Genomic DNA, 22,200 nt, shown 5'->3' on the forward strand with positions numbered 1-22,200 from the left:
GTGGCCCAGCTATTTCTTGGCGCAAAAAGTTTTCGTGACTCTCGCTACACGATACTGAAGTGTTAATAAAAAATGACAAATGATTCTTTTGAGGAAGTCTTTTATGCCCGTGGCTTACGGCCGCAGTTACCCCATCATCTGTCTTGCTGCTGTTTGTGGTATTTTTTTTGCCGCGCCCAAGGCGGCACACGCCCAAGCTGTTACTGCCGAAGAAATGGCAACTTTGGATTTGACCCAAGTGGACCGTTTGCTGGATGAAATCCGACAGCAGGTCGATTTGGTTAAATTCGGGTCCAACGGTCTTGGTCAGGTCGGTCAGGCCGCCGAGACGACAACCGCCTTTACCGCGCCTGATGTGGCACCGTCTTCGTTGCGGTCGCGTGGAAATGCGCTGTGTTTTGCTGATAACTTTTACGATCAACGCACCCCTGCTGAATTGGATGCTTATTTCGACTCTGTTGAAACGATCGTGTCGACAGCGCTGACAACATTGGGCTCGTTTAAGGGCCTGCAAGAGGTCACGCCGCAGGGCCAATGCCCGCCATTTATGGTGGGAATGGTCCAAAGCGTCGATGCCAGTCTCAAATCTGTTGTACTGGGTGATTTGAATGGGTTGGTTCTTCATTTGGAAGAATGTTGGGTCGACGAAGGCAGTTTTGAGGCAGACGGCAGTCCTTTGAACATCGAGGCGCGTTACGTGCGTGCCCGCCAGTACCGCACAGCGTTTTCCAACAGCGTGCGGCGGCAACGCGAAGCTGCGGAGTGGTGCGAATGAAACGGATCCTTCTTGGGGCCTGCGTGGCTTTCAGCCTGACCTTGCCAACGCAAGGTGCTGCACAACAGTCAGATGCGTTGCGGGCCATTTCCGCGTTGATCGACGACGCTAACAAAGAAGTGTTGGATGTCCAAAGTGTCATCAACCGGCTTGAAGGGCGTTTGTCTGCTTGGGATGCTACGCTCAAACGCTATGCGGGCGAAGGGCGTGTGACGCTTTCCACGGAACCCGGTTCGCAAAGCGATCGGGATTTGCTGGCCCAGCAGGTTGCAAACCATCCGGTTGTCGCCCTTGCTGATGCTGAGTGTCGTGATGATTTCAGGGCTGTTGCACTGCCACAATTGGGTGATGCAGGACGTTTCAGAACTGAGCGGTTGGAAAGCTGTGCGGCACAAATTCAGGCAACTGCCCGACAGCCGGTTGATATGAATTGCGCAAGTCTGTCGTGGTCCATTGGATCTTCTGGGACGCTGGCCTTAACAGGATATGTTCAAGACGCTGAGGGCCTGGAGGCGTTGGGCGCTCGCTTCGGGGCGCAGACTGTATCAGCGGTTGAATTGCGGCCCGAACCGGTTTGCACGGCCCTTACGGCGCTTGAATTGCCGATGACCTCGCAAAACCGTCCGCAAATTGATTTGCTATCGAGGAAGTCGAAAGTCGGGATCAATGAAAGTCTGGCGTTTGAAGTCACGACGCCGAATTTCTACAGCTTTATGTATCTTGCCTATCTGCAGGCTGATGGATCCGTGGTTAATTTGCTGCCGCGTCGTGCACTTTTGCGGCGTCAGTACCCGCCCAAGACCCAGCTGGTGTTTGGCGATGGCCGGGAGGGGCGGCAAACCTATACAGCGTCTTTGCCCACTGGGACTGAGGCCATTATTTCGATCACCTCGCGCAGCCCGATTGATGTACTTGAGGATTTAGAAGTTGGCGCCAGTGGTCAATATGCCAAAACCGATGCCTCTGGGCGTGTGTTGAACCAAGCCGTCTTTTTAGACCTGTTGAAGTCCAGCATGGAGGATTTGGCAGGCGAGGGGCGCGGTATGCGGCAAACTTCGGCTGAGATTTTACACCTAACTGTGGTAAACTAGTAAGATATTAAGGAGCGCATAGATGAGATTTGGATTAAAAACTTTGCTCTGCATCACGCTTTTGGCGGGGCTGTCTGTCGTTGGAAATGTCGCCCATGCACAGGGGTTTCAGGACAGTAACACCATTATAAATCAATTGGTTGCCAAGAATGCCGGCCCCACTGTCCGTTCGATGTCATCTGTTGCAAAACGGGGGATCAATATCCAAGGGCCACTGCCTGCAACCATAGATTTGCCAGCCGTTAATCTTACCGTGAATTTTGACCTTGATTCGACCAAATTGACCACGGATGGGATGATCGCACTGCGCTCGCTGGCCAAGGCACTGCTGGATCCGCGACTGTCTAACAACACATTCCAAGTTGTCGGACATACTGATGGGCGCGGCGATGCGGCCTATAATCAAAAGCTGAGCGAGGAACGCGCACGGGTCGTCGTCAATCACCTAACCACGTTCTACGAAGTGCCCTCTACGCAGGTTATTCCCATCGGATACGGGTTTTCCAAGCCGATGGATCCTGCAAACGTCATGAACCCGCTGAACCGCCGCGTTGAGATTATTAACCTTGCCCCATTGTCCTAGGGCCATCGCAATTCAAGCTAAGGAGAAATTTAAATGTCTGCCATAAAACTAGCCTTTGCCACACTTTTTGCGATTGTCCTTTCTGTGACAGCATTGGTTGCGTCAGTTGAAAAGAAGACGGCGCTGATTATTGGAAACGGTGCCTATGTTCATGCGATGCCACTGGCAAACCCTGTCAATGATGCCCGCGCGATGGAGGCAAAACTGCAGGCTCTCGGGTTTGAAACCTACGTGGGCGTTGACCTTGATAAATTTAGCATGGAGATGTTGCTGCGGGACTTTAGCCGTGCTGCGCGTAAGAGCGACGTGAACATTTTCTTCTATGCCGGTCATGGCATGTCCGTAGATGGGATCAATTATTTGGTGCCGACGGATGCGGCCTTTGCTGATGAAACATCGTTGGACTTTGAAGCCGTACCAGTGGATTTCATCACACGCCAGATGTCGCTATCTGATGCGGTGAATTTGGTATTTCTGGACGCCTGCCGCGACAACCCCTTGTCACAAACCCTGTCCCGCTCCCTTGGAGCCACGCGGTCTGCGGCGGTCAGCAATGGCCTTGCTGAAATGAAGGTTGCGAACACCGGCAAGGGCATGGCGATCGCATTTGCCACCAGCCCCGGAGAAGTCGCTCTGGATGGGGACGGGTTCAATTCGCCGTTCACCACAGCGCTTTTGCGTCACATTGATGCAGAAAACACAGACATCGCCGAGATTTTCACACGGGTCACGGGCGAAGTCTATGATGCGACGGAGGCCCAGCAACGGCCTTGGCTGAATGTCAGCCTGACGGGGCCTGTGATGTTAAACCCTGTTGAAGCTGTCGCGCCCCAAACCACAACTGCCGCAGTCGCTACAGTGCCGACAGCGCCTGCTGCTGGCGGTGCGCGTTTGGAAGAACAGAAATTGCTCTTTGATCTGGCTCGTGAGACCGGCGATATCGAGGACTATCGCACTTATTTGCAATTGTTCCCTCAAGGTGTCTTTGCCCGCAATGCAAAGCGCATGGTTGACCAACTGAGTGCAAGTGCGACGCCTGCTGCGGTAACTGGCCAGCGTGTCGCGTCGGCTGCTGCCGGATCACGGAGTGCGGCGATTAACGAAACGTCGTCGCTGGCACTGCCTATTTCGGCAACGCTGCGCAGTTTGCCGGCCAATCAAACGACCGAAGCACCGCTTGGTCTGAACCGTACCCTTAAAGGGAACATTCAGGCCCGTCTGAACGCAACGGGCAACAATGTCGGCGGTGTTGATGGCCAGTGGGGGCCCAAAACACGGCGTGGCATTTCTGCATGGCAGTTGTCGCAGGGCCTACCGGCATCCGGGTTTCTGAACGTCTCCCAATACGAATTGCTGGTGTCGCAAACCGAGGGGCGCTTTACGCCATATACCTATACAGCGCCAAAGAAACGGGTGGCTACAGCACCGCGCAAGTCCTCATCCGGCACACGCAAAAGTACCGCTAGCCGCAATAGCAATTCGAACGATGCTTTGGGCGCGGCCATTCTAGGGGCTGCAATCGGGGCGATCCTGTCCAAGTAACATTGGACCAAAGAGCGTTGTAAAAGATCAGCCGCGCAGGGCAACTTGCGCGGCTTTAATCTGCTTCAAAGTAATCGGCGTGCTTTTCGTAAATGTCATCAACCGTACTGTCCAACCGTGACAAGTGACGTCGGATGGTTAGGCACAAACCGGCCTCGTCGCCGTTTTCCAGCTGGTCGAGCATTTGCTTATGATCTTCGAGAAGCTCGGGCATCGTGTCTTTGGCCCCAAGGCTGAGAACACAGAGCCTGTCTACCTTAGCTTTGTTTTCCTGAATGATATCAAAGGCAAACTCAGCATCCGCCACTTGGCACAAGAGTTGGTGAAAAGTGTAGTCGCTTTTGTGAAACGCGTCTGCGTCACCGCGGGCCACAGCGTCTTCTTGGGTGGCGATACACTCCATCAGTTTCTCGCGCCATTTTGGCGTCCAGTTGATCAGTGCTTTGCGCAAAACTTCCAATTCGACACTAAGGCGCATGAACCGCGCAGCTGTAATCGCATTCAAAGAAAACTTTTTGATCACAGTCGCCTTTTGAGGCCGGATCAGTAAAAGATCGTAGTTGCCCAACCTGCTGAACGCGTCGCGGACCGGTTGACGGGAAACCCCAAATTTTGCAGCGATTTCTGCCTCAGAGATTTTGGTGCCGGGCATTAATTGCAGAGTGTTGATTTGCTCATGTAAGTAGTCAAATACAACGTCAGCGCTGGTTTTGCGTTCTTGCGTTTCTAGTAGCATCTGCACGGGCAGCCTCTCTTGTCTGTATTTGCTCCTTAGAGCACCTCGGCGCAAATTGCTATGCCGGAGGGTATTCTATGTGACCTTGCGGAACATGGGGTGAAACCCAGGCCCACGTAAAAAACAGCATAGCAATTGCCAATTTCTGTGGTTTTATCGCCTAGCAGAAGTTTTCATTTGCTGATTCTCAGATACTAGTATACCAGTTTATGAAATGAAGTCGCGCTTGATCTGATAAGGGCCCTAAAAAGGGATGGCAGTTTAGCCAACGCCAAGATCGAGTTGCAACATTTCTGCTACGGCAGGCGTTTGGGAGGACGCATGACTGGGGTCACACTTAAAAACATCGTCAAACGCTATGGCGCAATTGAAGTCGTTCACGGCATCGATCTGCACGTTGAAGAGAAAGAATTTGTGGTTCTGGTGGGCCCCTCGGGTTGCGGTAAGTCCACAACCCTACGTATGGTTGCGGGTCTCGAAGAGATCAGCGGTGGGGACGTCACTATTGATGGCCGCCGTGTAAACCGTATCGCGCCCAAAGACCGCGATGTCGCGATGGTTTTCCAAAACTACGCGCTGTATCCGCACCTGAACGTGGCCGATAACATGGCGTTCGGGTTGCGCATTCGCCGTATGCCCAAGTCCGAAATTAAGACGACCATTGATGAAGTGGCCCAAATTTTGGGTCTGACCGAGTATTTGGATCGCCGCCCGGCAGATTTGTCTGGTGGTCAACGCCAGCGTGTCGCCATGGGACGCGCGATTGTCCGTCATCCCAAAGTGTTTTTGTTTGACGAACCCCTCTCCAACCTTGATGCCAAGCTGCGCACCCAGATGCGGGCCGAGATCAAGCGCTTGCACAACCGTTTGGGGGTCACGTCTGTTTATGTGACCCACGATCAGGTTGAGGCCATGACATTGGCTGATCGTATCGTTGTGATGAATGATGGCCGGATCGAACAGGTCGGTACGCCGATGGAGCTGTTCAACAACCCAGTGAACACATTTGTGGCGGGCTTTCTGGGGTCGCCGCCCATGAACCAAGTCAAAGGCGTTTTGACTGAAAATGGTGCCAACATTGGTGGGTCCGAGATCAAATTGCCCCACAAATTGAATGGCCAAGCTGGGCGCGACGTGATTGTTGGTATTCGGCCTGAGCATGTCACCCTCTCTGCAGGCGAAGCGACATCACCGCTGCCCGTCAGCCTTGATCTGGTTGAGCCACTCGGCTCTGAGGCGCTATTGCATGCACGCTTTGGTGGGGCCGAGGTTGTGTTCAAAGCTGAAACCAATGGCGACATCGGGCATCTTTCGGGCGTTGAGCACGTGCATGTTCCGGCCTCGCTGGTCAAGATATTTGACGCAGAAACGGGCCGCGCCATGAGCTTTGGGGCATAAGCGATGGTCGATCAGACATCATCTTCGGCTGATGCCACCGCCCACAACGACGACAGCACGTCGGTTGTTGATGGGCGCATGGTTCGAATTTTGGATCACTTCAAACGGGAATGGCAGATCTATGTGATGCTGTTGCCAATGATCATCTGGTTCGTCGTCTTTTTGTACAAGCCAATGTACGGGCTTCAGGTTGCGTTCAAAGACTACTCGATCTTTCGTGGTGTTGCAGGCAGCCCTTGGGTCGGTTTCGAGCATTTCCAAACGCTGATCTATAGCGAACAGTTTGGCCGGGCGCTGAAGAACACGTTTATGATCAGTATGCTAAGCCTTTGTTTTGGCTTTCCGGTTCCCATCATTTTGGCGCTGATGTTCAATGAAATCACCAATATGATGTTCAAGCGAACGGCGCAGACAATCGTTTATCTGCCCCACTTTATCTCAACCGTGATCATCGCGGGTATTGTGATTACGGCCTTTTCGCCGTCCGCAGGCATCGTCAATCAGTTCCTGCAATGGCTGGGAATAGATCCGATTTACTTCTTGATCAAACCCGAATGGTTTCGGCCAATTTTCATTGGCTCAGGTATTTGGCAGGAGGCGGGCTTTTCTTCGATTGTCTTCCTCGCAGCCATCGCTGGGGTAAACCCGTCGCTCTATGAATCTGCGGTGATTGATGGGGCCAGTCGTTGGCAAATGATGTGGAAAATTACGCTGCCGTCGATCCTGCCGACGATCATTATCATGCTGATCATTCGGATCGGGAACCTATTGGAAGTTGGGTTCGAGCTGATCATTTTGCTCTATCAGCCCGCAACCTACGAGACTGCCGACGTCATCAACACCTTCATTTATCGTCAAGGTATTCAAGGCGCGCAATATGACCTTGCCGCGGCAGCGGGTCTGTTCAACGCCGTGGTGGCCTTTGTGCTGGTGATGACAGCCAACACGGTTTCGCGCCGTCTGTCGAACACGTCGCTGTGGTAAGGGGAGAGATACAATGGCTAACATGAACCTCTATTCCCGCGGCGACAAAATGTTCGTGCGTTTGAACATGCTACTGATTTTGATTTTTACGATCACAACGCTGTATCCATTTATCTATATTGCAGCCGTGTCCTTTAGTGATGGGTCTGCGGCCAGTGCGGGTACGGTGTTTTGGCGGCCTATTGGCCTTACCCTGTCGGCATATGAATATGTACTGGCAGAGCCACTGTTTTGGTCGTCGTACAAAAACACATTTATCTACACGTTTGGCGGCACCTTCGTCAGCATGTTGATCATTATCCCGGGGGCCTATGCCCTGTCCAAACCCCAGCTGTTTGGGCGGCGGTATTTTAACCTCTTTGTGGCGTTTACCATGTGGTTCAATGCAGGTCTGATCCCGTTCTTCCTGAACATGCGCGATCTGAACCTGATGGACAGCTATTTCGGCCTGATCATCGCATTCGCGTGTAACGCGTTCAACATTATCCTGCTGCGTAATTTCTTTGAATCGATACCGCAATCGTTCGAGGAAGCCGCACGCATGGATGGCGCAAACGAGTTTCAGGTGCTGTGGAAGGTCTACATGCCCTTGTCCAAACCTGCTTTGGCCACAATCATTCTGTTTTGCATGGTGGCCCGTTGGAATGGCTTTTTCTGGGCCATGGTTTTGCTCAAGGACGAGCAGAAGATCCCGCTACAAGTTTATCTGCGTCAGGTCATTGCGACCCTTGCAGATGATGAAGAATTCGGAATGTCGATAATGGATTCCGTTTATTCGGTTGAAACGGTGACAGCGGCGATCATGGTGTGTTCCATTATCCCCGTGATCCTGTTTTACCCGTTCATCCAGAAGTACTTTAACAAAGGCATCATGCTTGGTGGTGTCAAAGAATAACAAAAGCAAAACCAAGATAGGAAAGCGTTTAAGGGAGGAAATTATGCGCATTCAAACAATCCTGGCAGCGGCGTTGCTGTCAACATCCATGACCGTGCCTGCCCTGGCAGATGGTCATCTTATGGTCACAGACGAACCGATCGAACTGACGGTACACCTGCACAACAAACGCTATTTCTATGATGAGAACTGGCCTGTTGAGCAAGCCGCGCGCAAACTGACTGGCGTGTCCTTGAAGGGTGCGACGTTCGGCACGAACACACCCAGCTCGAAAGAGGCGCACAACTTGATGTTGGCCTCAGGCGACATCCCGCACATCGTGGGTGGTGACAAGATCAAAGACATGGTCAACGAATATGGCCCACAAGGCGCGTTTGTTCCATTGAACGACCTGATCGAAGAGCATGCGCCAAACATCAAAGCCTTCTTTGACAAATACCCAGAAAAGCAAGCAGCGGTGTCTTCTTTTGACGGCAACCTCTACTACATCCCGTATCTGCCCGATGGTAAATACGGCCGGGCTTACTGGATGCGTCAGGATTGGCTGGACGCGCTGGGCTTGGAAGTTCCAAACAATGTAGATGAGCTTTACGAAGTTCTGACAGCATTCCGCAACAACGATCCAAACGGCAATGGCATCAAAGACGAAGTTCCGTTCTTTGCGCGTCAGTGGCCAGAAGTGCTGCGTCTTGTGACACTTTGGGACGGGCGTTCCTCGGGTTCCGACACATACCACGACTTCGTTGTTTTGGATGGCAAAGTCACACACGGCTATGCCGGTGAAGGCTACCGTGAAGGCATCAAGAACATTGCCAAATGGTACCAAGAAGGCCTGATCGACGCAGAAGTTTTCACACGCGGCTCGTCTGCTCGGGAATATCTGTTGTCTGAAAACCTTGGTGGTATGACACACGATTGGTTCGCATCGACTTCGGGTTATAACCCCAAGTTGCGCGACAAGATCGAAGGTTTCGATCTGGCAGTGATCGCACCACCTGCGTCCATCTCGGGCGTGCGTATGGCCGAACACCGTCGTATTCCGGTAAAACCAGATGGCTGGGCGATTGCGCACACCAACCCTGATCCTGTGACAACGATCAAGTATTTCGACTTCTACTTCACTGAAGAAGGCCGCCGTTTGGCCAACTTCGGCATCGAAGGCGAACAGTACGACATGGTCGACGGCAAGCCGATCTTCAAGAAAGAGTTCATGGAGGCCGGTCCGGTAAACAGCCAACTCTATCAGGTGGGTTCTCAGGTTCAGCGTGGCTACTTCCAGGACTTCGGTTACGAAATCCAATGGACAAACCCAAGCGCTGTACGTGGTATCAATCTATATGATGCTGGCGACTACTTGGTAGATCAGTTCTTGGGCGTTGCATTCAACGAGCAAGAGCAAGGTGTCTACGACAAAAAATGGAGCCAAGTGCGCGACTACATGCTTGAAAAGCAGCAGGCATGGATCTTGGGTTCTGCTGACGTCGAAGCCGAGTGGGACGATTACATGGCCACACTCGACAAGATGGGCTTCAACGACGTTCTTGACGCGATGAACTCGGCCTACACCCGTCAATACGGCGGTTAATACACTCACGAAACCGGAGGCGCCGCCAGTGTGTGGCGCCTCCACTTTTCCCACAAAAATCTGCCCGAAGGTGCTGCTACCCTATGTCAGCGACTACAATTCCTACGTCTGAACGTCCGCCTCTTGATCAACCCAAAGCAGGCCGGTTGAACATCCAATATGGCCCGGATGCAAGCACCGAGATTGCAGAAAACCCACCACGGTTCACATGGCTCCCTGTGATCGAAGACGAGGCGCTTTATGTTCTTCGGCTCTCGCAGTCCGCTAATTTTCCCGATGCAGACACCCGTCTGATCCCCGCCTTACCCCTGAATTTCCATACGCCCGAAGCGCCGCTTGATACGGGTGCGTGGTATTGGAGCTATGCGGTGTGGTCGGCCGAAACCAATGCACCTGCCACCGCATGGAGTAAGACACGCAGTTTCGATGTGGCCGACAGCCTGCCGCAAACTCCACTGCCCTCGCGGACCGATCGCTATGCAACGGTCGATATGACCCACCCGCGGTTGTGGTTGTCGCCTGCGAAATTGAAGACCTTCCAAAAAGACATTGGCAAAGACCCCAGTCATTGCAGTTGGGATGTGTTCTATGAAAAATCTGTGGCACCGTGGATGGACCGCGATGTGATGACAGAACCGGAAGGTTACCCAAATCATCAACGCGTCGCGCCGATCTGGCGTTCGACTTATATTGCCTGTCAGGAACTGCTCTATGCCATCCGACATTTGGCCGTGGGAGGCAAAGTCACCCAAGATGCCGCCATGTTGGCCCGCGCCAAGGAATGGTTGTTAGAAGCAGCCACTTGGAACCCTGAAGGCACCACATCACGTGGCTATACAGACGAATGGGCGTTTCGGGTCAACCTTGCTTTGGCATGGGGTTATGACTGGCTGCATGATCAACTGTCTGACGAAGAACGCGACGCGGTCAAAACGGCCCTGCTTGCGCGCACACGGCAAACCGCAGATCACTTGATCAAACATGCCAACATCCATCTGTTCCCCTTTGACAGCCACGCTGTGCGTGCCGTGTCAGCGGTTCTGGTGCCTTCAGCGATTGCCTTGTTAGACGAAGTGGACGAGGCCCGCGATTGGTTGGATTATTCCATTGAATTTCTGTCGACGGTCTATTCCCCTTGGGGCGACAGTGATGGGGGCTGGGCCGAGGGGCCACATTACTGGATGACTGGGATGGCCTATTTGATTGATGCGGCCAATCTGCTCAAGTCATTCTGCGGATACGATCTATATCAGCGTCCGTTCTTCCAGAATACGGGTGACTTTCCGCTTTATACCAAAGCGCCGGACACGCGCCGCGCGACCTTCGGCGATGACAGCACAATGGGCGACCTGCCCTGTCTCAAGATCGGGTACAACCTGCGCCAATATGCAGGCGTCACGGGCCAAGGGGCCTATGCGTGGTATTACGACGAGATCAAGCGCAACGACCAAGGCACCGAAATGGAGTTCTACAACTGGGGTTGGTGGGACTTTAACTTTGATGAAATGGTCTACCTGCACGATTTTGGTGCGGTCGAGGCCACATCGCCTTCAGAACTGCCCACGCTCAAGTGGTTCAAAGGGGTCGGATGGACAGCCATCCAGCACAAAATGGATGTACCGGACGAGCATATTCAGTTTGTGATGAAATCCTCGCCCTTTGGGTCTATCAGCCACAGCCACGGGGATCAAAACGCGTTTTGCCTTGCCGGGTTTGGTGAAGATCTGGCGATCCAATCTGGACATTATGTGGCGTTCAACTCGACAATGCACCAGAACTGGCGCCGTCAAACGCGGTCAAAGAACGCCATTTTGATCAACGGCAATGGCCAATATGCGGGTAAGGACAAAGCGCAGGCAATGCGCTCGACCGGTAAAATCATCAACGCCGAAACCCGTGAAGATCATGTCTACATCCAAGGCGACGCCACCGAGGCCTATAAATCTTTGACGCCTCAGGTGACCCAAGCGCTGCGCGATGTCTATTTCGTCAATGACAGTTATTTTGTGATCGTCGATGCTGTGGACGCGTCTGAGCCCGTTGATCTGACGTGGTTGCTGCACGCCAATGCGCCAATGTCTTTGGGCGATACGACGTTCCGCTATACTGGTGAAAAGGCGGGCTTTTATGGTCAGTTCCTCTGGTCTGAGGCCGGTGCAGGAACGCTGTCGCAAACAACAGGGTTCCCAGATGTAGACGAGGCCGACTACAAGGACTTGCCCGTCAGCACCTGCCTGCACGCCAAGTTCCCAAAAGCCATTCGACACCGCGTCGCGACCTTATTGGTGCCCTATTCCCTGTCGGCCCCCAAGCGCGTCTTTAGCTTCTTGGATGACCAAGGTTATGACTGCGATTTGTATTTTACTGACGCCGACGAACGCAGTTTCAAAGTCACCGTGCCTAAAACATTTGATGTTGGGCGATAACCAAAATGCATAAGGAAAAGCCATGAACCTGATAGGAAAAACAGCGATTGTAACGGGCGGTGGGCGTGACATTGGACGGGCTTGTGCCCTGCGCCTTGCAGCCCTTGGTGCGAATGTGGCGATCAATTATCATTCGTCCTCGGAAGGGGCTGACAGTGCTGTGGCCGAGATCACAGCACAGGGCGGCAAAGCTTTTGCGATGCAAGGCGATCTGACCGATGCAGGCGACGTGAAAGCCTTTGTAGATCGCGCCGCCTCTGAATTGGGTGGGGTCGACATTTTGGTCAACAACACTGGTGGCCTTGTGGCCCGTGTGAAGGTTGCTGAAATGTCGTTGGAACACTGGCAAAAGGTGATGGACGTGAACCTGACGACGGCCTTTTTGATGACCAATGCGGCCCTTCAGCATATGACTAAGGGTGCGATCATTAATATCGTGTCCCAAGCCGCACGCGATGGTGGTGGTCCCGGTGCCACGGCCTATGCGGCGTCAAAAGGGGCTATGTTGACCTGGACCCGTGGTTTGGCCAAGGAACTAGGTCCCGATATCCGCGCAAATGGCCTGTGCCCGGGCATGATCGACACGGACTTCCACAATGTCTTTACCAAAGATGAAGTGCGCAAAAACGTGGCCAATGCGACACCGCTGAAGCGTGAAGGCGCGCCGGAAGACGTGGCAAACCTCGTGGCCTACCTTGTGTCTGACGAGGCCGCGTTCATCACGGGTGCAAATGTTGATATCAATGGCGGTATTTTGTTCTCGTAACGCCTAAAGAAAATCGTCGCGCCTTGGGGTAAAGCAGTCAACCAGCTCGCCTGCCTCAAGGCAGACGCATCCATGTACGGCTTGTGATGGGATCACGAAACTGTCTCCGGGACCGACGTTGGTTTCGGTGCCGTCTACGGAAAACCGGAACCGCCCTGTTTTGACAAATGTCGATTGAACATGGGGGTGGTTGTGCAGTTTGCCTTCTGCGCCTTTGTTGAACTTAAACGATACCAGCATCAGGTCGGGGTGATCTGCCAAGACTTGGCGTGTTACACCGGGATCGGTATCAATAATTGGAAAGTCAGACATTGCAGCGACGCCTCTTTGGTTGGCTTTGTTCGCGATCAGATTACGCCTTCCCCTAACCAAGGACCAGTTTAATATTTCCAAACGGGTGCGAGGCAAAGCGACTTAAGGATCAGACCTATGCGACTGTTTGAGTATTTTGAAAACCTGATTGATCCCTACACCGCTTATGATGCGGAAGATGTCCCACCGAACAAGATCCTTCCGTTTCTTGTGATGATGCTGCGCCCGTTCCGCAAGGCGCTGGCGCTGAATACAGTGACGTCGTGTATGGCTGCCTTGGCCGAAGTTGCGTTGATCTATTATCTGGGGCGTTTGATCGACTTGATGACGGGGACGACACCGGCAGAGTTCTGGCGCTCCCATTGGATCGAACTGGTGCTGGTTTTTGTGTTTATCTTGCTGTTTCGGCCGCTGCTTCAAACACTTGATACAGCTTTGATCAAGAACGCGATCCAACCCAATGTAGCGGGCCTTGGGCGATGGCGGTCTTACCGGCATGTGCTGCGCCAACCGGTAGGGTGGTTTGAGGCAGACTTTGCCGGTCGTATTGCTAACCGTGTGATCCAGATGCCGGCTGCAATGGGTGATCTAATTTTTCAGGTGATGAACACGCTGACCTTTACAGTGGCCTATATGGTTGGGGCAGGGATCCTTCTGGCCAGTGCCGATCCTATGCTGCTGATACCATTGGCCTTTTGGTTGATCCTGTATGGGATTTTGTTGGTTTGGTCGTTGCGGCGGATCCGACCAGCGGCCCGGGCCAGTTCGGCGGCGCGCAGCAAAACACTGGGATTTGTTGTCGATAGCTTTTCCAACATTCAATCGGTCAAACTGTTTTCGCACACGAAACGTGAGACCGAGTACGCGGTCGATATCCTTGAAAACCATCGAAAAACTTACATGGCGGAAAACCGGGTTGTCACTGCAATGGATGCGGGTTTGGTAACGCTAAACGGGGTCTTGATCGTCGCCGTCGTCGGCTGGGCCTTGATGATGTGGACCTACGATGTAGCGTCGGTTGGGGTCGTGGCATCTGCCGGTGCGCTGGCGCTGCGCATCAATGCAATGACGGGATGGATTTTGGGGGCGTTGTCCTCGTTCTTTCGGGCGTTGGGCGTCGTTTCTGAGGGGATGGAAACCGTGGCCCAACCGATCCACATGCAAGACAGCACGACAGCGTCAGTGCTGCCTGCGGCCCGGGGTCGTGTGCAAGCCGATGGATTGGTCCACCATTACGGGCGCGGCAAAGGTGGGTTGGACAAGGTCAGTTTTGACATCGCACCCGGGGAAAAAGTGGGCCTTGTCGGGCGTTCGGGCGCAGGTAAGTCGACATTGGTCAAGTCGGTATTACGCTTGTTTGATCCTGAAAGCGGTCAGATCCAGATCGATGGCCAAGACATCAAGGCAGTGACCCAAGAAAGTCTGCGCGCCCAGATTGGGATGGTGCAGCAAGAAACATCACTTTTGCATCGATCCATTGCTGAAAACATTCTATACGGCCGCCCCGACGCGACCCAAGCAGAGGTGGAAAAGGCGGCGGAGCAGGCGCAGGCGCATGGGTTTATCTTGGATCTGGAAGACAGTTTTGGGAACAAAGGCTACGCCTCGCAAGTTGGCGAGCGCGGTGTCAAACTGTCAGGTGGGCAGCGCCAACGCATCGCCTTGGCGCGGGTCATTCTAAAGGATGCGCCTATTCTGATCCTAGACGAGGCCACCAGTGCCCTCGACAGTGAGGTAGAAGCGCAGGTTCAGGGAACTCTCTACGATATGATGCAGGGCAAAACCGTGATCGCCATCGCGCATCGCCTTTCGACCATTGCGCAGATGGACCGCATCCTTGTGTTGGATGCTGGCCAGATTGTCGAGGAAGGCAGCCACGCAGAGTTACTGGCCCTAGACGGGCTTTACGCGGGCTTTTGGCATCGGCAGTCCGGCGGGTTTATCGCCACGTGATCTGCTTCAGACCATCCGAATGACATCGCTGTCGATTGATAACATATAGCCGCGCCGTGCGATGTTTTTGACCAGTAGTTCGCTGACCATCTGATTGCCCAATGCATCGCGCAGGCGTTTGATCCGTGTGGCACCGGCAGCCTCTTCGCAATCGGCGGCACTGCGCCCGGATATCACGCCTTCCAATTCCGCACCGGATAGAACGTCGCCGTCCATGCGGGCCTCGGCCAGAACCGACAGGGTTTCAATCGCGGCCTCGGTCAGTTTGAATTCGAGGTTGTTGAGGTAGACCGTGTTTTCCTCGCGGCTGATCAAAAGTGAATTGACCTCCATCCCGGCGCGTTCAATCTGGGCCATGCGTCGGTTAAGGTTCACCAACATGATCAAGAACACCAACGCCGAACAAAGCAGGGCTGCGGCAAACACCAACAACACAAAAATCACCATCCGGTACGAGGCCAAAGTGTCGGAAAAGGCTGTGCCAGATCCTGCCAGAATTTCCAGCAGCTTAATCTCGGCCCCTGAGGTCAGGTTGTCATTTTCAACAAAAAGCCGTTCTACACGGGCGTTGAACGCATTGGCATCCGGCAGGCTGAAGAACAGGACAACAGCGGCCAACAGCAATATTCCAACGACTGCGATCAATCCTATGACAACGACACGGTTGCCGGATTTGCGGGCTTCAATAGCGGAGGTAGTTGTCACCGGCATTTTCCTGTTTTTGTGTCGTGGGCGCGCGTGGGCTGACGGACAATATATTAAGAAGGGACCAACCGTTCTTGCTCAGGCGGTTTTGGGTTCGGGTTTTGGCGGCAGCGGGGCTGGGGCAACTGCCCTGCAATTCCAAAATGCCATAGTGCAAGCGCAGGGGATCGTCTTGCTTGGCTTTGTATTCAACAAAACAGGCCGCATGGGCCGGGACTGACAGGACGATTGCGAGCGTCGCAGAGAGAAGGATATGTTTCATGCCTCAACCCTGCGCTTTCACTGTCGGTTATTCAATATCAGCCTCGCGTGGCAGCGCTGTTATCAAAGATCAAAGGATAAAGTCGCTGGCCTCAAATGTGCCGTCAAAATTGAAAACCTTGATTTCAAAATCAGCCGTACCATCGCCATCTACGTCGCCTTGGATCAAATGAGGGGCATTTCCGTCTTGATCCTCGACCCGAAGGCGGCGTGCCTGCGTGCCATTAAAATCCTCGTCCCCGATGAAAACAAAGGCAACATTGGCGGCATTTTTCACATTGGCGTCGATGCCGGACAGGTCGATCAGGTCTTTGCCTTGCTCAAATCCTTTGATCTTGTCTGTATCACCACTGTTGACCAGTTCGCTTTGGGTATCAAAGATGAATGTGTCGCGCCCAAGGCCGCCGATGAACAGGTCAGAGCCTTTGCTGTTAAACAGCCTGTCACTGCCATTCCCGCCTGATAGGACGTCATCCCCGTTGTTGCCGTCCAGCTTGTCACTGCCTTTGCCACCAAAGAGCTTGTCCGCCCCCTTACCGCCAAAGATCAGATCAGCGCCAGCGCCCCCATCAAGGGTGTCTTTGCCCGTGCCGCCATAGAGTTTGTCGCGACCGTCACCGGAAAACAGTTTGTCATTGCCCCCTTTGGCATAGATCACATCGTCACCGGTCATGTTGAACGGCACGTCACCATCGGCAAAAAAGTTAGTGTTATCTGCATCTGCGGCGCTGTCATTAAGGGTATATTCCCAATCGAAGCCTAAAAAGAAGTCTTCCATTGCAGTGTCATCGTCGCCGGTGCGGTCTGCCAGAATAGCAGGGGCGATATCGGCAAAGTCCGTGTCAAATCCTGTGGCGGAAAAGAACTCAAAAGTTCCGGCACCTGTAATGGTAAATCCTAAATCCAATCCGTCGATTGTGCCGCTGGTCAGTTGCAAAACATCGTCAATCACAGCGAAGGTAAAATCACTGCCAGAGAGCGTTGCAAAAATAGACCCTTCGGCAATGCTAATGGACAAGCCAAAGCTGGTCGCCGTTTGGTCATATACGGAGCCATCTACAATCACGGCCTCTGCTAGCGCCATTGCGATGATCGGATCTGCTTCCAATTCAGTGGAAAAATCTGGGTCGAACGTGACGGAGACGGTCATTTTTAAACACCTTTACGCAAGAAACATTTATTGAAATCCATACCGATGGTTAACAGCCACGGGAAAATCCCGCAATAACAGGATGCTATTGAATAACATCCGCCTGTTATTGCTTGCGGTACCAAGACACCGCCACCTTTGGGTCATCGACGCTGCTTCATGGCGTTCCACTGACCGAAAGGACACCAAATGTTTAAATTTTTCACCGCCCCCGTTTTGGCCCTCTCCATTGCTGTGACTGGTATGACCACTGCCCCTGTACAGGCCGACAATGGCGAAATGGCGCGGATTATCGCAGGCTTTACAGCGCTGGCCATCATTGGTGCTGCCATCCACGACAGCCAAAACAAAAGCTCAAAAACGAAAAAGAAATATGTGCACAAACCGCAAGTGCACCATCAGACACGCCCTATTCCAAAAAAACACATCACGTCGTCGCGCAAGGTCGTGCCTTCGTCCTGCCTGCGCAATCTGAAGACTAAAAATGGTGTTCGTCGTGGATTTGGTCAGGGGTGTTTGCAGCGCAACTACAAGTATTCGTCTTCGCTACCGCATTTTTGCAAAACCACTGTGCGCAGCAAAGGCAAATTGCGGACGATCTTTTCTGCCCAATGTTTGCGTAACCAAGGCTACCGGATGAGCCGTCTGTAACACTTTGATTTCCATTTAGGTCCGTTGGGGAATGTGTGGTTCCCTAACGTGCGCCCTCGCATCTTTTGACATGGTAAGATGCGGGGGCGTTTTATGTTTGTGTTTTGGGGGGATGTTTGTTTTTTGACCCTATGACCCAAGGCCCCGATTACAGTCTAGAACAAGCCCTGTGTGAAAAGGGGTTTTCCCGAATTGTTGGGGTGGATGAGGTTGGCCGGGGTCCATGGGCTGGCCCTGTGACAGCAGCAGCGGTTTGGTTGGATCCGCTACATATTCCCACAGGTCTGGATGACAGCAAAAAACTGAGTGCCACGAAACGGCTAGCGGCCTTGGATGGGATACACGCCTTTGGGGATGTCAGTCTGGGACATGCTAGTGTCGAAGAGATTGATAGCCTCAATATCCTGCGTGCCTCTCATTTAGCGATGGAACGCGCAATTGCCGGGCTTTTGGTGCCGCCTGATGCGGCTTTGATCGATGGGAACATGGTGCCCAAGGGATTGCATGGCCTCAAAACCCAAACCGTGATCAAGGGCGATGGCAAATCAGTCTCGATCGCGGCGGCTTCAATTGTGGCCAAAATATGTCGCGACGCCCTGATGGTGGCACTGGCGCAACAGCATCCCGGCTACGGTTGGGACACCAACGCAGGCTATGGCACAAAAGCGCATCAGCTGGGGCTGCAAAATCTTGGCGTTACCCCACACCATAGACGTTCGTTCAAACCTATACACAATATCTTGTATCAAGAAAAAAACCTAAGTGATTGATTCAAAAAAGAATTTGACGGCGAATCGGTAATGACTCATCTTGGCCTTAACCAGCGAGTGCGAAAATGCACCGGGACAGAGGCAGAAAATGACGACGAAAACCAAGGCTAAGGGTGCGCAAACGCTCCCGCTTAACACGATCCTCGACGGTGACTGTATCGACCGCATGAACGCGTTGCCTGAGGGCAGTGTAGACCTGATTTTTGCGGATCCACCGTACAACCTACAGCTCAAGGGTGATCTGCATCGCCCCGACAATTCCAAAGTGGATGCGGTCGATGATGCGTGGGACCAATTCGATAGTTTCAAAATTTACGACCGCTTTACCCGCGAATGGCTGGCAGCGGCGCGTCGCCTGCTCAAGCCCAACGGTGCGATTTGGGTCATCGGCAGCTATCACAATGTGTTCCGCATGGGTGCTGAGCTGCAAAACCAAGGGTTTTGGATTCTGAACGATGTGGTGTGGCGCAAGTCGAACCCCATGCCAAACTTTCGTGGCAAACGCTTGACCAACGCCCACGAGACACTGATCTGGGCCTCCAAGGAAGAAGCCAGCAAATACACCTTTAATTACGAGGCGCTGAAGGCCCTGAACGAAGGCGTACAAATGCGCAGCGACTGGGTATTGCCGATTTGCACAGGCCACGAACGACTGAAAAACGATGATGGTGACAAAGCCCATCCAACGCAAAAACCGCAAAGCCTGTTGCACCGTGTCTTGGTGGCGACCACTAATCCCGGTGATGTGGTTCTGGACCCGTTTTTTGGAACCGGGACAACGGGTGCTGTGGCCAAAATGCTGGGCCGTGATTTCATCGGGATCGAGCGCGAAGAAAAATACCGCAAAGTTGCAGAAAAACGTATCGCCAACACACGCAAGTTTGACCGCGAAGCGTTGCAAGTCAGCGCCTCCAAACGGGCCGAGCCACGGGTGCCTTTTGGCCAATTGGTTGAGCGGGGCATGCTGCGTCCGGGTGAACAATTGATGTCGATGAATGGACGCCACACGGTGAAAATCCGCGCTGACGGGACGTTGATTGGCGACGACGTAAAGGGATCAATCCACCAAGTGGGCGCTGCCCTAGAAGGCGCGCCATCGTGCAATGGCTGGACCTACTGGTGCTTTAAGCGCGACGGAAAAACTGTTCCAATCGATCTGCTGCGACAGCAAATTCGCGCAGAAATGAAAAACTAACACGCTAAACACACACACACTTATACCGCCGGTGCCTGTGGCTACGTCACAGCACTAACTTAACCCCGCCGTTCCCAAGACCGGCGGGGCTTTTTTTGGTCTGGCCTCAGCGCGGCAGTGGATTGCTGGCGCGTGTGTAAGGCTTCCAGTCGGTGATCTCAGGGTAGTACATGTCGCGCCATTTACGCACACGGCGGTTCATGACGCTGCGCCACCACGGTGGCACCATGGCAATGACACCCATCACTGGATAGCCATAGGGCAATTGCGGTGCGTCTGCTTCGGTATAGGTTTGCAGCAACGGAAAGCGCCGGTCAGGTTTATAGTGGTGATCGGAGTGACGCTGCAGATTGATCAGCAGCCAATTTGACGCCTTATGCGAGGCATTCCACGAGTGGCGCGGCAGCACATGCTCATACTTCCCGCCGCCCAGATGTTTGCGGGTCAGGCCATAGTGTTCGATGTAATTGACCAGTTCGAGGTGCCAGATGGCGATGAAGGCTTGGGTCAAAAACAAAAACAGGCCTGTCCATCCAGCAACCAGACAGGCCAGCACGACAAAGCCCAATTGCATCGCCCAGTATTTGAAAAACGGATTGCTCAGGTCGGTCCAAGGTTTGTCTTTTCGCGCTAGCATCGCTTTTTCAGCGTGAAATGCGGACCAGAAACACTGGCGCAAAACGCGTGGGAAAAAGCGAAAGAAGCCTTCATTATAGCGGGCGGTCACGGGATCCTTGGGTGTGGCCACATAGCGATGATGCACCAGCAGATGCTCGGATCTGAAATGGGAATAGAGGACCATCGCCAGTAGGATGTCCGCCATCGTGCGTTCGATTTTGGGCTTTTGGTGCATCAGTTCGTGGCTGTAATTGATCCCGATGGTCCCTGTGATCACGCCCAGACCGGCAAACAAGGCCCATTGTTCGAACAGGCTAAGATGATTGGTCTGCGTTGCGTAGATCAGCAAACCAAAGATGAGGGCAAACTGAACGGGCGCCCAAATCAGTGTAATCAACCGATACCAATAAAGCTGCGCGTCTGGGGTTTGCGGATCTTCGTTTTCGAAGTTCAGACCGGCAAAGTGGTCGATCATTGCAAACAGATACCAAGTGCTGGCGGGCACCAGTAGTAAAAACCATCCCCCTTGGGTCGCGGCGATCAACGCCAGCGGCACAAGCGCGAGGGACAGCCAAAACGGCAGCGCGCGTTGGAATTTCGCAATGGGGGCAAGAGATGTCATTCGTTACTCCGGAACGTGGTGTTTGACAGGACTATAGCCGCAGCTGTTAAAAATTCTCAAATCTAACCCTGCGTCGGTTTCGCCAGATCCCAGACCTTGCGCATGACGGTTGGTAGTGATTTCGGCATAAATTGATGTTTACCTACAAAATTACCAGTTTCTGGTGTTGTATTTTGATCCACTGTGGCGCACAGGACTTTTAGACGCAGATGGAAATGGGTGAAGGTATGGCGCGCTTCTTCGCCTATTTCCGTCCAATCAGCTGTGACTGGTGGGGCGGGCTCTGGGGCATCGTTCCAGTCGGAACATGGCCATCCCAACATCCCGCCCAAAAGGCCTTTGTCGGGGCGGGTTTCTAGCAAAATTGCTCCGTCCTCGCGGCGCACCACATAGGCGTATCCCAGCCGCGTTGGTTTGGGTGTCTTTGGCGTCTTTTTTGGCAGTTCGGTATGGGTGCCCGCAGCCCATCCGGCGCACTGGGCCCGCCATGGGCATAGCCCACAAACGGGATTGCGCGGGGTGCAGATTGTAGCGCCCAGATCCATGATGGCCTGCGCATAGTCGCCGGGCCGTTGTGGGGGCGTCAGATCCTCTGCTTTGGCAGTGATTTCAGGCTTGGATGCGGGCAAAGGCGTGTGGATGTCATAAAGCCGCGAAACCACTCGTTCCACATTGCCGTCAACCACAGTCGATTGTGCATCAAAAGCAATCGCTGAAATGGCCGAGGCAGTATAGGGTCCAATGCCCGGCAGTTTGATCAATGCCTCGTAGGTTTGCGGAAAAACACCGTCATGTTCGGATGCAATGACACGTGCACATTTCAACAGGTTTCGGGCGCGGGCGTAATAACCCAGTCCTGCCCATGCGGACATCACGTCAGCGTCCAGCGCTTCGGCCAGATCGGTGACCTTGGGCCAGCGCGATGTGAACGCGATGAAATAGCTTTTGACTGCGGCCACTGTGGTTTGCTGAAGCATCACTTCAGACAGCCAAATGCGGTAGGGATCTGGCTGCACGCCTTGCCGTCGCTCCGCTGGGCCGACCCGCCAAGGCATCTCACGCGCGCTTTTGTCGTACCAAGCCAAGAGGCTTTTGCTCATCTCTTCACGCATGTGTTACGGCCTGTGACATTGTTTACTTTGTTTTTTGTGGTGCTGCGGTCCCTATCGGGTAAAATAGCAG

21 protein-coding genes are annotated in these 22,200 nt (G+C 53.3%); 14 read left to right on the forward strand and 7 right to left on the reverse strand.

Annotated elements, in window-relative coordinates:
• Positions 1 to 103: 103 nt before the first annotated feature.
• The 4 genes from ACIRQ6_RS18120 to ACIRQ6_RS18135 are packed head-to-tail and all read left to right on the forward strand — an operon-like array spanning position 104 to position 3,991.
• Positions 104 to 775 (forward strand): hypothetical protein, encoded by a 672-nt coding sequence (locus ACIRQ6_RS18120; protein ID WP_420862022.1) that lies wholly within the window; start codon positions 104 to 106, stop codon positions 773 to 775.
• Complete coding sequence (locus ACIRQ6_RS18125) at positions 772 to 1,866, forward strand: hypothetical protein (RefSeq protein ID WP_420862023.1); 1,095 nt, start codon at positions 772 to 774, stop codon at positions 1,864 to 1,866. The genes ACIRQ6_RS18120 and ACIRQ6_RS18125 overlap by 4 nt, the downstream gene beginning before the upstream one ends.
• Before the next feature lie 22 nt (positions 1,867 to 1,888).
• Positions 1,889 to 2,449 (forward strand): OmpA family protein, encoded by a 561-nt coding sequence (locus tag ACIRQ6_RS18130; protein WP_420862024.1) that lies wholly within the window; start codon positions 1,889 to 1,891, stop codon positions 2,447 to 2,449.
• A 33-nt stretch (positions 2,450 to 2,482) separates the two neighbouring features.
• Positions 2,483 to 3,991 (forward strand): caspase family protein, encoded by a 1,509-nt coding sequence (locus tag ACIRQ6_RS18135; protein WP_420862025.1) that lies wholly within the window; start codon positions 2,483 to 2,485, stop codon positions 3,989 to 3,991.
• 55 nt (positions 3,992 to 4,046) lie between these two features.
• Here ACIRQ6_RS18135 and ACIRQ6_RS18140 read toward each other — a convergent pair whose 3' ends face one another.
• Positions 4,047 to 4,727, reverse strand: coding sequence for a GntR family transcriptional regulator (locus tag ACIRQ6_RS18140; protein WP_420862026.1), 681 nt, complete (start codon positions 4,725 to 4,727; stop codon positions 4,047 to 4,049).
• Between the two features lie 321 nt (positions 4,728 to 5,048).
• Here ACIRQ6_RS18140 and ACIRQ6_RS18145 point away from each other — a divergent pair, with 321 nt between their 5' ends.
• The 6 genes from ACIRQ6_RS18145 (at position 5,049) to ACIRQ6_RS18170 (ending at position 12,781) form a co-directional block, all read left to right on the forward strand.
• Entirely contained in the window at positions 5,049 to 6,125 is a 1,077-nt protein-coding gene (locus tag ACIRQ6_RS18145; protein ID WP_420862027.1) for an ABC transporter ATP-binding protein, read from the forward strand.
• 3 nt (positions 6,126 to 6,128) lie between these two features.
• A complete protein-coding gene (locus ACIRQ6_RS18150) occupies positions 6,129 to 7,109 on the forward strand; it encodes an ABC transporter permease (protein WP_420862028.1) in 981 nt (326 codons plus the stop codon).
• 13 nt (positions 7,110 to 7,122) lie between these two features.
• Positions 7,123 to 8,004 carry a carbohydrate ABC transporter permease gene (locus ACIRQ6_RS18155; protein WP_420862029.1) on the forward strand — a complete coding sequence of 294 codons (882 nt, stop codon included), beginning with the start codon at positions 7,123 to 7,125 and terminating at the stop codon, positions 8,002 to 8,004.
• 43 nt (positions 8,005 to 8,047) lie between these two features.
• On the forward strand, positions 8,048 to 9,589 hold the full coding sequence (locus ACIRQ6_RS18160) for a sugar ABC transporter permease (RefSeq protein ID WP_420862030.1): 1,542 nt from the start codon (positions 8,048 to 8,050) through the stop codon (positions 9,587 to 9,589).
• A gap of 83 nt (positions 9,590 to 9,672) precedes the next feature.
• Complete coding sequence (locus tag ACIRQ6_RS18165; protein WP_420862031.1) at positions 9,673 to 12,015, forward strand: DUF4962 domain-containing protein; 2,343 nt, start codon at positions 9,673 to 9,675, stop codon at positions 12,013 to 12,015.
• A 22-nt stretch (positions 12,016 to 12,037) separates the two neighbouring features.
• The gene (locus ACIRQ6_RS18170) at positions 12,038 to 12,781 is read left to right on the forward strand and encodes an SDR family NAD(P)-dependent oxidoreductase (protein WP_420862032.1); all 744 of its coding nucleotides are present in this window, start codon (positions 12,038 to 12,040) and stop codon (positions 12,779 to 12,781) included.
• A gap of 3 nt (positions 12,782 to 12,784) precedes the next feature.
• Here ACIRQ6_RS18170 and ACIRQ6_RS18175 read toward each other — a convergent pair whose 3' ends face one another.
• Positions 12,785 to 13,093 carry a cupin domain-containing protein gene (locus tag ACIRQ6_RS18175; RefSeq protein WP_420862033.1) on the reverse strand — a complete coding sequence of 103 codons (309 nt, stop codon included), beginning with the start codon at positions 13,091 to 13,093 and terminating at the stop codon, positions 12,785 to 12,787.
• A 123-nt stretch (positions 13,094 to 13,216) separates the two neighbouring features.
• On the opposite strand from ACIRQ6_RS18175, the gene ACIRQ6_RS18180 reads away from it, so the two are divergent.
• Positions 13,217 to 15,046, forward strand: a complete 1,830-nt coding sequence (locus tag ACIRQ6_RS18180; RefSeq protein ID WP_420863937.1) for an ABC transporter ATP-binding protein — start codon at positions 13,217 to 13,219, stop codon at positions 15,044 to 15,046.
• Between the two features lie 6 nt (positions 15,047 to 15,052).
• On the opposite strand, the gene ACIRQ6_RS18185 is transcribed toward ACIRQ6_RS18180, so the two are convergent.
• The 3 genes from ACIRQ6_RS18185 to ACIRQ6_RS18195 form a co-directional block, all read right to left on the reverse strand.
• The gene (locus ACIRQ6_RS18185; protein WP_420862034.1) at positions 15,053 to 15,757 is read right to left on the reverse strand and encodes a winged helix-turn-helix domain-containing protein; all 705 of its coding nucleotides are present in this window, start codon (positions 15,755 to 15,757) and stop codon (positions 15,053 to 15,055) included.
• On the reverse strand, positions 15,729 to 16,013 hold the full coding sequence (locus ACIRQ6_RS18190) for a hypothetical protein (RefSeq protein WP_420862035.1): 285 nt from the start codon (positions 16,011 to 16,013) through the stop codon (positions 15,729 to 15,731). Before ACIRQ6_RS18190 ends, ACIRQ6_RS18185 begins: the two co-directional genes overlap by 29 nt.
• Positions 16,014 to 16,082: 69 nt before the next feature.
• Entirely contained in the window at positions 16,083 to 17,162 is a 1,080-nt protein-coding gene (locus ACIRQ6_RS18195; RefSeq protein WP_420862036.1) for a calcium-binding protein, read from the reverse strand.
• A gap of 189 nt (positions 17,163 to 17,351) precedes the next feature.
• Here ACIRQ6_RS18195 and ACIRQ6_RS18200 point away from each other — a divergent pair, with 189 nt between their 5' ends.
• The 3 genes from ACIRQ6_RS18200 (at position 17,352) to ACIRQ6_RS18210 (ending at position 19,778) form a co-directional block, all read left to right on the forward strand.
• Complete coding sequence (locus ACIRQ6_RS18200; RefSeq protein ID WP_420862037.1) at positions 17,352 to 17,813, forward strand: hypothetical protein; 462 nt, start codon at positions 17,352 to 17,354, stop codon at positions 17,811 to 17,813.
• A gap of 131 nt (positions 17,814 to 17,944) precedes the next feature.
• The gene (locus tag ACIRQ6_RS18205; RefSeq protein ID WP_420862038.1) at positions 17,945 to 18,583 is read left to right on the forward strand and encodes a ribonuclease HII; all 639 of its coding nucleotides are present in this window, start codon (positions 17,945 to 17,947) and stop codon (positions 18,581 to 18,583) included.
• An 88-nt stretch (positions 18,584 to 18,671) separates the two neighbouring features.
• A complete protein-coding gene (locus tag ACIRQ6_RS18210) occupies positions 18,672 to 19,778 on the forward strand; it encodes a site-specific DNA-methyltransferase (RefSeq protein ID WP_420862039.1) in 1,107 nt (368 codons plus the stop codon).
• Between the two features lie 106 nt (positions 19,779 to 19,884).
• Here ACIRQ6_RS18210 and ACIRQ6_RS18215 read toward each other — a convergent pair whose 3' ends face one another.
• Together ACIRQ6_RS18215 and mutY are read right to left on the reverse strand one after the other, a co-directional pair.
• Entirely contained in the window at positions 19,885 to 21,018 is a 1,134-nt protein-coding gene (locus ACIRQ6_RS18215; RefSeq protein WP_420862040.1) for an alkane 1-monooxygenase, read from the reverse strand.
• A gap of 62 nt (positions 21,019 to 21,080) precedes the next feature.
• Positions 21,081 to 22,118, reverse strand: coding sequence for an A/G-specific adenine glycosylase (mutY, locus tag ACIRQ6_RS18220; RefSeq protein WP_420862041.1), 1,038 nt, complete (start codon positions 22,116 to 22,118; stop codon positions 21,081 to 21,083).
• Positions 22,119 to 22,200: the final 82 nt, after the last annotated feature.

The sequence above is a fragment of the Algirhabdus cladophorae genome, assembly GCF_044772865.1.
GTDB classification, from domain to species: Bacteria; Pseudomonadota; Alphaproteobacteria; order Rhodobacterales; family Rhodobacteraceae; genus Algirhabdus; species Algirhabdus cladophorae.

Coding starts and splice junctions, on each gene's coding strand:
- ACIRQ6_RS18165 (WP_420862031.1), top strand. CDS start 9,673: ATGTCAGCGACTACAATTCCTACGTCTGAACGTCCGCCTCTTGATCAA.
- mutY (WP_420862041.1), bottom strand. CDS start 22,118: ATGAGCAAAAGCCTCTTGGCTTGGTACGACAAAAGCGCGCGTGAGATG.
- ACIRQ6_RS18190 (WP_420862035.1), bottom strand. CDS start 16,013: ATGAAACATATCCTTCTCTCTGCGACGCTCGCAATCGTCCTGTCAGTC.
- ACIRQ6_RS18145 (WP_420862027.1), top strand. CDS start 5,049: ATGACTGGGGTCACACTTAAAAACATCGTCAAACGCTATGGCGCAATT.
- ACIRQ6_RS18195 (WP_420862036.1), bottom strand. CDS start 17,162: ATGACCGTCTCCGTCACGTTCGACCCAGATTTTTCCACTGAATTGGAA.
- ACIRQ6_RS18185 (WP_420862034.1), bottom strand. CDS start 15,757: ATGCCGGTGACAACTACCTCCGCTATTGAAGCCCGCAAATCCGGCAAC.
- ACIRQ6_RS18155 (WP_420862029.1), top strand. CDS start 7,123: ATGGCTAACATGAACCTCTATTCCCGCGGCGACAAAATGTTCGTGCGT.
- ACIRQ6_RS18205 (WP_420862038.1), top strand. CDS start 17,945: ATGACCCAAGGCCCCGATTACAGTCTAGAACAAGCCCTGTGTGAAAAG.
- ACIRQ6_RS18210 (WP_420862039.1), top strand. CDS start 18,672: ATGACGACGAAAACCAAGGCTAAGGGTGCGCAAACGCTCCCGCTTAAC.
- ACIRQ6_RS18215 (WP_420862040.1), bottom strand. CDS start 21,018: ATGACATCTCTTGCCCCCATTGCGAAATTCCAACGCGCGCTGCCGTTT.
- ACIRQ6_RS18135 (WP_420862025.1), top strand. CDS start 2,483: ATGTCTGCCATAAAACTAGCCTTTGCCACACTTTTTGCGATTGTCCTT.
- ACIRQ6_RS18120 (WP_420862022.1), top strand. CDS start 104: ATGCCCGTGGCTTACGGCCGCAGTTACCCCATCATCTGTCTTGCTGCT.
- ACIRQ6_RS18200 (WP_420862037.1), top strand. CDS start 17,352: ATGTTTAAATTTTTCACCGCCCCCGTTTTGGCCCTCTCCATTGCTGTG.
- ACIRQ6_RS18150 (WP_420862028.1), top strand. CDS start 6,129: ATGGTCGATCAGACATCATCTTCGGCTGATGCCACCGCCCACAACGAC.
- ACIRQ6_RS18170 (WP_420862032.1), top strand. CDS start 12,038: ATGAACCTGATAGGAAAAACAGCGATTGTAACGGGCGGTGGGCGTGAC.
- ACIRQ6_RS18125 (WP_420862023.1), top strand. CDS start 772: ATGAAACGGATCCTTCTTGGGGCCTGCGTGGCTTTCAGCCTGACCTTG.
- ACIRQ6_RS18140 (WP_420862026.1), bottom strand. CDS start 4,727: ATGCTACTAGAAACGCAAGAACGCAAAACCAGCGCTGACGTTGTATTT.
- ACIRQ6_RS18130 (WP_420862024.1), top strand. CDS start 1,889: ATGAGATTTGGATTAAAAACTTTGCTCTGCATCACGCTTTTGGCGGGG.
- ACIRQ6_RS18160 (WP_420862030.1), top strand. CDS start 8,048: ATGCGCATTCAAACAATCCTGGCAGCGGCGTTGCTGTCAACATCCATG.
- ACIRQ6_RS18175 (WP_420862033.1), bottom strand. CDS start 13,093: ATGTCTGACTTTCCAATTATTGATACCGATCCCGGTGTAACACGCCAA.